10 protein-coding genes are annotated in these 13159 nt (G+C 45.9%); 1 reads left to right on the top strand and 9 read right to left on the bottom strand.

Annotated features, from left to right (window positions below; genetic code table 11):
- Positions 1–4: 4 nt before the first annotated feature.
- From JNUCC31_RS21780 to JNUCC31_RS21745, 8 genes are all read right to left on the bottom strand, one after another.
- A complete protein-coding gene (locus tag JNUCC31_RS21780; protein WP_192264690.1) occupies positions 5–1198 on the bottom strand; it encodes a glycosyltransferase family 4 protein in 1194 nt (397 codons plus the stop codon).
- Positions 1199–1223: 25 nt separating this feature from the next.
- Positions 1224–2186, bottom strand: coding sequence for an NAD-dependent epimerase/dehydratase family protein (locus tag JNUCC31_RS21775; protein ID WP_192264688.1), 963 nt, complete (start codon positions 2184–2186; stop codon positions 1224–1226).
- Positions 2187–2219: 33 nt separating this feature from the next.
- A complete protein-coding gene (locus tag JNUCC31_RS21770) occupies positions 2220–2888 on the bottom strand; it encodes a sugar transferase (RefSeq protein ID WP_228469173.1) in 669 nt (222 codons plus the stop codon).
- Positions 2885–3793 carry a UTP--glucose-1-phosphate uridylyltransferase GalU gene (galU, locus tag JNUCC31_RS21765; RefSeq protein ID WP_192264686.1) on the bottom strand — a complete coding sequence of 303 codons (909 nt, stop codon included), beginning with the start codon at positions 3791–3793 and terminating at the stop codon, positions 2885–2887. Before galU ends, JNUCC31_RS21770 begins: the two co-directional genes overlap by 4 nt.
- 255 nt (positions 3794–4048) lie before the next feature.
- Positions 4049–4732: a CpsD/CapB family tyrosine-protein kinase gene (locus tag JNUCC31_RS21760; protein ID WP_192264684.1), complete on the bottom strand. Its 684-nt coding sequence runs from the start codon at positions 4730–4732 to the stop codon at positions 4049–4051.
- Entirely contained in the window at positions 4713–5465 is a 753-nt protein-coding gene (locus JNUCC31_RS21755) for a YveK family protein (RefSeq protein ID WP_192264682.1), read from the bottom strand. The genes JNUCC31_RS21760 and JNUCC31_RS21755 overlap by 20 nt, the downstream gene beginning before the upstream one ends.
- 49 nt (positions 5466–5514) lie before the next feature.
- Positions 5515–6291 carry a tyrosine-protein phosphatase gene (locus JNUCC31_RS21750; RefSeq protein WP_192264680.1) on the bottom strand — a complete coding sequence of 259 codons (777 nt, stop codon included), beginning with the start codon at positions 6289–6291 and terminating at the stop codon, positions 5515–5517.
- 152 nt (positions 6292–6443) lie between these two features.
- Complete coding sequence (locus JNUCC31_RS21745; RefSeq protein WP_192264678.1) at positions 6444–6878, bottom strand: hypothetical protein; 435 nt, start codon at positions 6876–6878, stop codon at positions 6444–6446.
- A gap of 332 nt (positions 6879–7210) precedes the next feature.
- Between JNUCC31_RS21745 and JNUCC31_RS21740 the strand changes: the two genes are divergently transcribed.
- A complete protein-coding gene (locus tag JNUCC31_RS21740) occupies positions 7211–7579 on the top strand; it encodes a helix-turn-helix domain-containing protein (protein ID WP_062323802.1) in 369 nt (122 codons plus the stop codon).
- A gap of 472 nt (positions 7580–8051) precedes the next feature.
- Here JNUCC31_RS21740 and gltB read toward each other — a convergent pair whose 3' ends face one another.
- Positions 8052–12650 carry a glutamate synthase large subunit gene (gltB, locus tag JNUCC31_RS21735; RefSeq protein WP_192264675.1) on the bottom strand — a complete coding sequence of 1533 codons (4599 nt, stop codon included), beginning with the start codon at positions 12648–12650 and terminating at the stop codon, positions 8052–8054.
- Positions 12651–13159: the final 509 nt, after the last annotated feature.

Here is a 13159-nt window from a genome sequence, read left to right as displayed (position 1 = left end):
CATGTTAACCTCCACACCTGATTAGCTTCTCATAGATGCTGGCATGTTCCTTGAGAAGGTAATCTTCATTAAAAGACTGGCTGTGTGCATAACATTGAAGCTTTAATTGACTTTTTTCCCACTCGGACAGCTCATAATAGTGGAGGATCGCCTTACTAATGGCATCAGCACTATGAGCAGTGAATGAAAATTTTCCGATATCCAGCAGAATCTCCGGCATGCCTCCCACCTTTGAGGCATATACGGGGGTGCCTACCTGATACGATTCGATGACCACCCTCCCAAAAGGTTCATCCCATGTGGAAGGAACGATGGTGAGATCCATCTCCTTCATCTGAGGGGCAATCTGTGTTTTATCCACTTTGCCCACAAAAATGATGCGTGGTTCTGATTCGGCGAGTTCCTGCAGCTGATGAAGCATTGGACCATCCCCATGAATGAACAGCTTCCCCGCAACCTTCTCATCTAATTTTTTCACAGCTTCGATCAAATATTGAACACCCTTTACTTCGGTCAATTGTCCAAAATATCCGATGTTAAGCGGCTGATCATGACGAACTTTTTTGCCAGCATACAGTTCCTGTACCTGATCATTATTTTCTACAATATTATGGATGACATGTTTGGAGGCGTGTTCGAAGAACCCCAGTGCTGTATGCGTCTTAAGTATGTGTTCGGATATGCCAATTACCGACGAGATCGAGCGGCTGTATCTCTTGGAGACTTGTCTGTACAATCTGGAATATGCTGATATTTGAATAGGCTCAATTAGTGAGAAATCTCGAAGTGTATGCACCACCGGAATATCCAGTTCAAAGGCCGCTTTCCAAATTGCCAGACTGAGTCCCGTAATATTCTGAGTATGAATAACAGCCGGACGTGTCAGCGCAAGATATCGTTTAATATGTCGATACTGCCTGATGTTGAATATATCCCGAACTCGCCATAACACTTTGTCAGAAGTAGATACTTGCCTCGCAGAATCACCAATCCAGTAACGATTGTTAAATGGCAATCTCATAATTTCGATACCGTTAACGATATCTGTCCGCACTTCGCCTTCCTTGTGTCCACCTACCGTAATGACCTTAACGTCATAACTGGGTTCAAGGGTCTGGGCAAGAATCTGTGTAGATATTTCAGCCCCTCCAATAACATGCGGCGGATACAAACTGTGGGCAATCACTATTTTTGGCACGCATCTCAACTCACTTTATTCAGCTTCATGAAGTTTCCTGCAGCATGGCCCGGTAATGGTCAATGGTGAGTTTTAAACCCTCTTCCAGACCAATCTCCGGTTCCCAATTTAAAATCTCCCGAGCCTTGTCAATCACCGGACGTCTAACCTTGGGGTCGTCTTCAGGCAATGGCAAAAATACGAGATTACTGTCCGATTGCGTAAGTTCTTTAACCAGATTAGCAACTTCAAGTATGCTATATTCCGTGGGATTACCAATGTTGATAATTTCCCCGTTCGCTTGGTCTTCAGCCATCAATTGTTGTAATCCCCGGATGTTATCATCCACATAACAGAACGAGCGAGTCTGTGATCCGTCCCCGTACACCGTAATATCCTGGCCTGTCAGCGCCTGTGTCACAAAGTTGGAAATAACTCGACCATCATCATTCCGGAGTCCGGATGAGTACGTATTAAAAATACGCGCCACCTTCACGGAAACGCTGTGTTTCGTGTAGTATTCATAGCAGAAAACTTCGCCCAAACGCTTGGCCTCATCATAACAGGCTCTGGGCCCCCAAGTATTTACGTTCCCTCGATAACTCTCGGGCTGTGGATGGACTTCGGGATCTCCGTAAGCTTCACTTGTACTCGAATACAGGAACTTTGCTCCCTTGACTCGTGCCAGTTCAAGTAAATGGTAGGTTCCTCGGGTATTCACCCAAATCGTACCGATCGAATCTGCCTGATAGAATTTGGGTGAGGCCGGTGAAGCCAGATGATAGACTTCATCCACAGGTTGTTCAACCAGGAAATCCAGTGAGTCGGGCAGCGTAACGTCTGCTTCATGGAAAAAAAAGAGGGGGCTATGAGCCACCTCTTGCAGATTACTGGCAACGCCTGTTGAAAGATTATCTATTCCGGTAACCTGATGTCCCTGATGAATTAATGATTTGACCAGATGTGAGCCCAAGAACCCGGCCGCACCCGTCACTACAATATGTTTCAATTGGATCACGCTCCATATGATATAAAGAGTAGGTTAAAATGTATTACTTTTAATCATCACGCCGATCGTTTTAAAGATGATCATCATATCCATTTTCAGTGAGACATTGGCGATGTAGTGGAAATCATATTGCAGATTATGATGAATGGGCTCCTTGCGAGCCTCGCTTACCTGCCACAATCCGGTAATCCCCGGTTTCACCAGAAAACGTCTGCGCTCCAGATCCGTGTAGCTTTCTTCAACAATGAGCTTCATTTCAGGTCTCGGACCTATAAAGCTCATATCCCCCTTGATAATGTTAAGCAATTGCGGTAATTCATCCAGGCTGGTTTTGCGAAGTATTCTACCCAGCCGTGTAATTCTCGGATCATTGCTTGCCGTTGGGGAGGCACTGTACTTCGGAGCGTCTGTACGCATTGTTCTGAATTTATAGATATTAAATTTGATTCCGTTTTTCCCGTAACGTTCTTGTTTGAAAATTACAGGTCCTTTGGAATCAAGTTTGATCATCATTGCTGCAACCAGCATGACCGGTGATGTAATCAGCAGCAGCACAACTGCTATAACAAAATCGATGAACGGTTTCATCACATCAGTATACCCGCCAACACGTTGTGAGTAAGGCTGCTCAAGCACTGCCGCAGTACCTTCCTTGACTATGGTTTCCCCACTCCCAAAGTATTCCGGCCCTGAAAGTTTCACAGACTATCCCCTCCAGCTACAAGCATTTGTTTCAATTGTTCCTTCATCAATATCTCTTCAATCGCCATCAGAACCGGGGCACGCAACTCTTTATTTTTGAGAGCAAAGTCAAGTGTGGTCAGAATATAACCCAGCTTCTCACCGACATCAAACCGTGAGCCTTCAAAATCATATGCGCTAATGCCTTCATCCCGATTTAACATTTGAAGTGCATCGGTGAGCTGGATTTCGCCACCAGCCCCCACATTTTGTTCTTCCAGGTATTCGAATACCTTAGGTGTTAAAATGTAACGACCCATGATGGCCAAGTTGGAAGGCGCTGAACCCAGTGGCGGTTTCTCAACCATGCTGTTTACAGAAGATAAACGTCCCTCTGTATGCAGGGGATCAATAATTCCGTAGCGATAGGTTTCGCTTGGACTAACCGTTTTTACGCCGAGTACAGATTGGTTAACCTTCTCATATTGCTGAATGAGCTGCTTTGTGCAAGGTACGTCAGAAACCACAATATCATCGCCAAGCAATACAGCAAACGGTTCATTGCCTATAAAATTCCGAGCACACCAGACTGCATGCCCAAGTCCAAGCGCTTCCTTCTGCCTTATGTAATGAATATCAACGTTGGAGGATTTCCGGACCTCTTCCAGTAAGCTGAGCTTTCCTTTATCGAGCAGATTTTGCTCCAGTTCAAACGCGCTGTCAAAATGGTCTTCAATAGCACGTTTTCCCTTGCCCGTTACAATAATGATATCCTCAATTCCGGAAGCCACAGCTTCTTCAACGATGTATTGAATGGTCGGTTTATCCACAATAGGGAGCATCTCTTTTGGCATTGCCTTTGTAGCGGGTAAAAATCGGGTCCCCAATCCGGCTGCGGGAATGATTGCTTTCCTCACTTTAGTCATAAATACCACCCTATCCATTTAATTTTTTTATTTAAAAGCATGAGTTGGACCATTTAAATCCATGAAACCATGAAATAAATTGATGCAATTCTTACTTTTAATTTCATAAAAGGGCATTAAACCCATCCTCACATCACACCCTCGACGATCTACGTCTAAGGTACACTACCCACAGTGTGACCGAGTGCCTACCTTGATAAAGGTATAGTAGACATGACCTTGACAATCATATTTGTGAATCAATCCATACCTTCGCTATGCTTGTTCTCCATAGTAAGAACTACGGCTCTTTGGCACCTGTACGTTGTTTAAAACGGCTCCAAGAATACGTGCATTCACATGTTCAAGATGGGCTTTTGCCTTTTTAACCAGATCCTTCTTCACCTTGCCCGCACTTACAACAAGGATGACACCGTCACATAACGAACTAATAATCAATGCGTCCGTAACGGCCAGAACAGGTGGTGTATCAAACAAAATAACATCATATTCTTCTTTTAAATCCTGGAGCAGGGCTGTCATTTTACGAGAACCAATCATCTCTGAAGGATTAGGTGGTATAGGACCAGAGGAAAGAACATGCAGCCCTTCCACCCCGGTTTCCCGAAGTACCTCTGTAACCTTATATTGGCTGGACAATACACTGGTCAGTCCCACATGGTTGGGCACGTTAAACATGCGATGTACCGAAGGTTTACGTAAATCCGTATCCATCAGCAGAACCTTCTTCCCTTCCTGAGCATAGGTAACTGCAAGATTACCAATGGTTGTTGTTTTTCCTTCACCGGACAATGCCGAAGCAATCATGATCGTCTGGATCTGACTATCAATAGATGAGAATTGGATATTGGTTCTTAACTTCCGGTAAGCCTCAGATGAAGTAGACTTAGGATTAGCCATTGTTACAAGGGTCCCTTTTTCATTGGTTAACCGTGGCATACTGGCCATCACCTACCTGTTTTTGAGATGTTGTTGATTGCTTGGAAAAACGACCCTCTTCTTTTCTGATTCTGGAGATCACAGCAAGTGCAGGTATACCCAGTTCTTTCTCCAATTCATCCTCCGTCTTCATGGTGTCGTCCAAGTATTCCAACAGGAATATAAATCCTATAGATAATAGAAGGCCAACAAGGAAACTGATCAGGATGTTCATAACTGGATTTACATTGATGGGTTTGGAGGAATCTGTAGGTTTGGCTTCACTCAAAATAGTTACGTTGTCAACTTTCATGATTACGGGGATTTGGGATTTGAATACTTTGGCAACTGCATTTACGGTTTTCGCCGCTTTTTCAGAAGATAAACCGGTGGCGGTCAAACTCATAACCTGGGATTCATTCGCGGTGGTTACCCGAATGCTTTGGCCCAGTTGGTTGCTGTTCATGCCAAGATCGGGGTATGTAGCAGCTACTTTATCGAGGATTGCCGAAGATTTAATGATCTCCATATAGGAATTAATCACTTTAATGTTGGTTTGAATTGAACCAATATCAAGGCTTGGCACACCTTGGGCATTATATGCCTGGTTAACTATTAATTTGGCATTCGCCTCATAAATCGGTACAGTCAAAAAATAATTTTTAACACCTGCGCCAATACAAGCAACAGCAACAAAAGCAATGATAATCCAAATTCGTTTGCGCAAAATTTGCATGTACTCTTTTAGCTCCATCTCGTATTCCTCCCATTCAAGTCAGCAATCATGATGAAGAACGTGTCTTCTATACATGTTTAGCCCGTTTCCAGAATAATACGCTGCGTTTCTTAATCACGGGCACTTCAAGCTTTACGATTTGGTTATTCCATACCGAGCGCGCATTATTTTGCAAGTTTTGAACCAGTTGATTTCCAAATCGGCGTTCAAGCAGGTGATACGCGGCTTTCATTGTAAACGTCCGCTCTTCCATATTGTGAGCATCTGATGAAATGAAATGAAATCCGTTTTCTTTGCAAAAATGAAAACACCATCTCTGAACTTTTCGTCCGAAAAGTCCTAGGACTGATTGGGCCGTAATTTGACATAGAGCACCTTGCCCAAGATATTCAACCAACAAATCAGGATTATTTTGAATTAGACGATTGCGTTCGGGATGAGCGATGATTGGAATGATACCCGCTATTCTAAGTTCATGGAGTATCCCGGGGAACTGCGAGGGAATATGGCCAAAGGGCAATTCCAGCAACATATAACGACTCCCGGCGAGTGTGCAGCATTTTCCTGCATATAAGTCTCCAATCAGGTTATCATGCACCCTGATCTCCTGTCCGGGGCGGATCTCCAAGCGAATGTTGCTTTTGCGAAGTTCTGCTCGAAGCAGATCCACTGCCTGATTAACCACGTTGGGTTGATTGTTGTACTGCCCGTTCAGGTGATGCGGAGTAGCAATGATCGAGGTAATTCCTGAGGCTGCCGCCTTCTCAGCCATCGCAATGGACTGTTCCATATGAACAGGGCCATCATCCAGACCGGATAAAATGTGGCAGTGCATTTCAACCATATCCAAACTTCCTCAATGTATGATCCCCCTCGCCCCTGTATTCATTGCGCAAATTGCTTTTGGTGTTAAAGAACTAATGCATAACGCTATGAAATATAGTAAAATGGCGTTAAGTACATGCTTGTTCAGAATATGTTTAGAATGTGTTCAACTCATATGATAAAATCAATATAATGATAGCTTTCTTGCAAGGCAGGTTGTTCCGATGCCTTCTCATACTGAAAACGGGAAACCGTCGGAAACTGAACTTCACGAATCATTGCATTTAACTGTCCAGTTATATATAGTGTCTGCTCTTGCTGAATATGCAAGCTTGAATGATACAATGTGAGCTCACCGAAAGGCTGTTTCCATTGCAACCTTGCGTGGAGTCGTACACATACATGACTATCTTCTACATCCAAACCAATCAGCATCTCTGATGAGATCGGCAGATTCAGGTCGCTCAGGAAGGTGATCGCTCGTGTGTCCATCCCAAGTAACAGCACAGGGCGTCTTTTGCGGTCTACCAATTGGCCATGAAACTCCTGAATGTACATATGGACATTTAATTTCAGATCAGCCCATTCCTGGATCATTGAATTCATGGCTTCATTCCTTTTAGAATGGATTAACTTGCAAGAGTTACCTCTATTCCTTCTCACAGGTATATGGATCAGGTAACTTGTTCATACTTAAAATATCCAAATGATACATTTTGTAACTCCATACGTCCAATTTACGATACAATACGTATCATGTCAAGCGGTATTTGGACATGGTTCTTTTGATTTACGACAATATGAGATGTCCTTAGACAGACCTATATACAACTCGTACTTCTAAGGCTTTACAATTATGCAGGAAAGCTGCCCTGATCAAAAACTTGGCTCAGGATTGTTTCAATATATATTTGATGGCGTTCAGGGGGAAATAGCTTATGAGCTACGGAAATCGCATTGCTGAATTAAGGGAACAGCGGGGACTTACTCAAGAAGAACTTGCGAGCTCCATTCATATTACAAGAGCTGCTCTCTCCCACTACGAGAAGAACCGACGTAAACCGGATTTCGAAGTGTTAACGAGGCTTGCTGACATTTTTGGCGTATCCATTGATTATCTCATTGGTCGTACCAAACAAAGTGATGTCGTCATGGATGAGGATGTTCGGGAATTTGTCGACTCCCTTGAATTATCGGATAAGGAAGTGCTGGAACGCTTCGGCCTGATGATTGATGGTAAACCCTTGACCGAAGAAGAGGCTCGTCGTTTCATTGCTTTTGTCCGGATGGAACGCAGTATGGATTAATTTCGTAAAGAAGACCCAGTCCGAGAAGTTTACTTTCCGGTTGCTGGGCTTTTTTACTGTCTTCATTTCCCTCCATTCTCTCGTTGTCGATGGTTGTCAAGGGCGCTTGTTATTGTCGGAGGAAACGAAATGGTTCCAACGCTCCGGGTCGATTCCGCATTGCAGTAAAACTTTCATGATGTCCATCTGAGTTGCTTCGACTGATTTACCTGTCGGCTTACGATCGCCCCTGGGATGCTTCATATTCATTCCGCTAACCTCTCTTATCTTTATACTTTCCCTGCACTCCAAAACTAGCCTTATTATACTTGAGAAACTTCCTCAATGTTGTCGTCTCATGGCGATAGCGTTTTTTGTATGGGTTCTAATTTTGTCGAAAACAAAATAGGAGCTCTACGGCGCCGGTTTGGCAGCCATAAAGCTCCTTAATTCTTAAGACAACCTGTTCATGCATTCGAACAGGGGTGGTGATTTAACCACCAGCACGTGCGAGTTCACGCATGTTGGCTTCAAAGGCAGCCAGCAGGGCCGCCTCTCCGGTCAGTCCCGTCGCCTGAATCCGTTCAATCTGCTCAGTCATCCGTTTGAAGTCCTTCGGTATAACCCGAACGAATTGATCAACCGATTGCTGCCAGTTATCCAGAATGCGCTGACCAGCCGCACTGCCTGTATTGGCAACGTGGCGCTGGATCATGCCCCTTAGATCTGCACTTTCGGACACATCTTCGATACGCTCCAAAAGTACCATTTCCAGGTTACAACGTTTCAGGAATGTACCTTCCGGATCATAAACGTAAGCAATCCCTCCAGACATCCCGGCTGCAAAGTTACGACCTGTATCCCCCAGAACGACGACACGTCCGCCCGTCATGTATTCACAACCATGGTCACCCACACCCTCGACAACCACTTTGGCCCCCGAGTTCCGCACGGCGAACCGCTCACCTGCGATTCCGCGAATGTAGGCTTCACCACTTGTTGCTCCATACAGAGCAGTGTTACCAATGATGATGTTATCCTCTGCATCAAATGTTGCTTTTGGTGAAGGCATCACAATCAGTTTACCTCCGGACAATCCTTTACCCACGTAGTCATTGGAGTCCCCTTCAACGGTCAAGGTCATGCCTTTAGGTACAAAGGCCCCAAAGCTTTGTCCGGCAGAGCCGACAAATTTGAATTGAATCGTATCTTCCGGCAATCCTGCGAGGCCATATTTGCGAGTGATCTCACTGCCCAAGATGGTACCTACCGCACGGTTAACGTTTGTAATTGGAAGTACTGCTTCTACCGGCTGACCGGATTCGAGCGCTGGCTGTGCCAATGGCAGCAACTTTTGCATATCCAACGTTTCTTCCAACTGGTGGTTCTGATGCTGTGTACGGTAACGTGCAGAGCCTTCCGGCATTTCAGGCACATGCAGCAGGACAGACAGATCTACACCTTTTTTCTTCCAATGATCGACAGCTTCCACGGTTTCAAGGCAATCTGTACGGCCTACCATCTCCTGGATGGTACGGAAACCAAGATCAGCCATAATTTCGCGAACATCTTCCGCAACAAAACGCATGAAGTTGACGACATGAGCTGGATCACCTGTGTAATTTTTACGCAGCTCCGGATTTTGTGTCGCTACCCCGACTGGACATGTATCCATTTGGCAAACACGCATCATGATACAGCCAAGTGCAACGAGTGGAGCTGTAGAGAAACCATACTCTTCGGCTCCAAGCAGTGCTGCAATGGCCAGGTCACGACCGTTAAGCATTTTTCCGTCCGTTTCCAATACGACACGGTCACGCAGATTGTTCAGCATCAGTGTTTGATGTGTCTCTGCAAGGCCCAGCTCCCAAGGCATTCCCGCATGACGAATCGAACCTTGCGGAGATGCACCCGTACCTCCGTCATAACCACTGACAAGAATAATGTCAGCACGTCCTTTGGCAACACCTGCAGCGATTGTACCCACACCGACTTCTGACACGAGTTTTACATTGATCTCTGCACGAGGATTGGCATTTTTCAAGTCATAGATCAATTCTGCCAGATCTTCAATCGAGTAGATATCGTGATGCGGCGGTGGAGAAATCAGACCAACACCTGGTGTAGACCCACGAACTTCAGCGACCCAAGGATACACTTTACGTCCTGGCAGCTGTCCACCTTCACCCGGTTTCGCTCCCTGTGCCATCTTGATTTGAATCTCGTCGGCATTGACCAGATAGTTGGACGTAACTCCGAAACGACCGGATGCCACCTGTTTGATCGCACTGCGGCGAGAATCACCGTTGCTGTCTTTAATGAAGCGAGCCGGATCTTCACCGCCTTCACCTGTATTGGATTTACCACCAACACGGTTCATGGCGATAGCGAGATCTTCGTGTGCCTCTTTGCTAATCGAACCGAAGGACATTGCCCCTGTTTTGAAACGGCGCATGATGTCTTCCACAGATTCAACTTCATCCAATGGAATTGCAGGACCGACCGGTTTCAACTTCAGCATGGAACGAATGGTCAGCAACTGATCATTTTCGCCTTGCACAAGTTTGGAATACTTTTTATACAGTTTGTAATCCCCGGTACGTACTGCATGTTGCAGTGTATGGATCGTTTGCGGATTGAACAGATGCTCCTCTCCGTCGTTACGCCATTGGTATTCACCGCCGGAGTCCAGCACTTTGTCATTGCCGTCTTTGTCCGTAAAGGCACGGTTATGATGGGTCAACGCTTCCGCTGCCACTTCTTCCAGTCCAATCCCGCCAATTCGGGAAGGCGTCCAGGTGAAGTAACGGTCAACGAAGTCCGATTTCAGACCTACGGCTTCAAAGATTTGAGCTCCACGATAGGATTGAATCGTCGAAATTCCCATTTTGGACAATATTTTAATAACGCCCTTGGTAGCGGCTTTGATATAGTTTTTGACAGCTTTTTCATGCGAGATGCCACGCAGCAGTCCCTGCTGAATCATGTCATCCAGCGTTTCAAACGCCAGATAAGGATTCACGGCACTTACGCCGTAACCAAGCAACAAAGCATAATGATGAATATCACGCGGCTCTGCCGATTCCAGCAAAATGCTGACTTTGGTTCTGGTTCCTTTACGAATCAGATGATGATGCAAACCTGCTACTGCCAGCAATGCTGGAATAGCCGCATTCTCGGCATCCACACCACGGTCGGATAGGATCAGAATGTTATGACCTTTGTCAATGACACGATCCGCAGCTTCGAAGAGCAGTTCCATCGCTTTGCGAAGTCCTTCTGCGCCTTCTTTGGCTGTAAAGAAGATCGGGATTGTCATCGAACGGAAGCCCGGACGACGAACGTGGCGAATCTTCGCGAAGTCCTCATTCGACAATACCGGTGTATCCAGACGAATCTGGCGACAGCTCTCGGGTTCAGGGTTCAGCAAGTTCCGCTCAGGTCCAATCGTTGTTGCCGTTGACGTGACAATCTCTTCACGAATCGCATCAATCGGCGGGTTGGTGACTTGGGCAAACATTTGCTTGAAGTAGTTATACAACCGCTGCGGACGATCCGACAGTACCGCCAGCGGTGCATCATAACCCATGGAACCCGTAGCTTCCATTCCTGTTGAAGCCATCGGCTCCAACACTTTGCGTAATTCTTCAAATGTATATCCATAGGCCAGTTGAAGCTGGGTCACATTATCATGTTTTGGATCAGGCAGCTCCGGTGCGTCCGGCAGCTCATTCAGATCCATCAGATGCTCATCGAGCCAATCCTGATATGGATTTTCTGCTGCAATGAGTGCTTTTACTTCCTCATCAGCAATGATGCGGCCTTGCTCTGTATCTACAAGCAGCATACGTCCTGGACGCAGGCGGTCTTTGTAGAGAATTTCTTCTGGCGCGATATCAAGCACCCCAACCTCGGAGGACAAAATAATGCGGTCGTCCTTTGTTACATAATAACGTGCAGGACGCAGACCATTACGGTCAAGTGTTGCACCGATCTGCAAACCGTCGGTAAAGGCCATCGCTGCCGGTCCATCCCAAGGTTCCATCATCGTGCTGTGGTATTCGTAGAATGCCTTTTTGGCAGGGTCCATTCCCTCATCTGTGCTCCAAGGCTCCGGAACCATCATCATGGCCACATGTGGCAATGAACGGCCGCTCAGATACAGAAACTCCAGTGTGTTATCAAACATCGCCGTATCCGAACCATCCGGATTGATAACCGGTTTTACTTTGGAGATATCATTACCGAACAATTCACTCTCGAACAACGACTGGCGTGCATGCATCCAGTTCACGTTGCCACGCATCGTATTGATCTCACCGTTGTGGATCATGAAACGATACGGGTGCGCACGTTCCCAGCTCGGGAATGTATTCGTACTGAAGCGGGAGTGAACGAGCGCAATTGCGGATTCGACGAGATTTTCCTGAAGATCCAGGTAGAACTGTCCAACCTGTTCGGTTGTCAGCATGCCTTTGTATACGATTTTGCGACAGGACAAGCTTGGCAGGTAGAACGAACCACCTTCAGCTTCATCCGCCGAATAACGAATAGCCAACTCTGCACGTCTGCGAATGACGTACAGCTTCCGTTCAAATCCCAATTCATCCTTAATATCCGCCGATCTGCCAATGAACACCTGACGTACATAAGGCTTCGCTGCAAGTGCAGAGCGTCCCAGCATTTCATCAAAAGTAGGTACATCACGGAAACCCAGGAACGTCTGGCCTTCTTCTTCAATGATGTTCTTGAGGCTCTCTTCATGTGCGCTGCGAATCTCAGGGTTCTGGGAAAGGAATAGCATCCCCACACCATAGAATCCCTGTTCTGGCAATGCAAAGCCGAGACGTTCCGCTTCCTGTGCAAAATAGCGGTGTGGAATCTGGATCAGAATACCGGCTCCGTCACCGGAATTGGGTTCGCTTCCCTGTCCTCCGCGGTGCTCCATGTTACTGAGCATGGTCAGTGCCTGACTTACAATGTCGTGTGAAGGTACTCCTTTGATATTGGCAACAAAACCCATGCCGCATGCATCTTTTTCGAACTGTGGGTCATACAGACCCTGTTTGGGAGGTAATCCGATGTGTCTCATGGAACGCAACCTTTCTATAATGAAGTTTTCGGAAAGATCAAGAACATAGGCAACAGGCAACAATGAAACGGGAGGAGCTGGCCTTTCGATAAGAGCCTGCTGAATGAACGAGGGCGACAGTTGTCACTGTCCCGGTTAAGAGCGCTGCCATTGAGGCAGACACCATGAATTGAGATGAGCTGATCGGACAATCCGACAAACAGCCTAGTATAACAACAATACAACCGCTGGCACGGTCGCTGAAATAAAACGACGTTTTTTGATTATAGTTCTATTATTTTAACACCGAGCTAACATCAGCGCAATTTAAACTTTTTAATACCTCTGATAAGAAATGTTTTGCAGTACAGCTTTAGTGTAATGACGTTTAAATTCATCTCTTTTTCGAATAATTATACACATTTTATGTCAGAGTACAACTGATTTTAATTACAGTCAAAAGAAAATCATTCCATATGTGGCCTGTGTTTATCCATATTCCGGTCAAATCTTCATGCCTTGTTCAAGGG

The organism is Paenibacillus sp. JNUCC-31 (assembly GCF_014844075.1).
Lineage (GTDB): Bacteria > Bacillota > Bacilli > Paenibacillales > Paenibacillaceae > Paenibacillus.
This window is presented reverse-complemented; position numbering and strand designations above follow the sequence as displayed.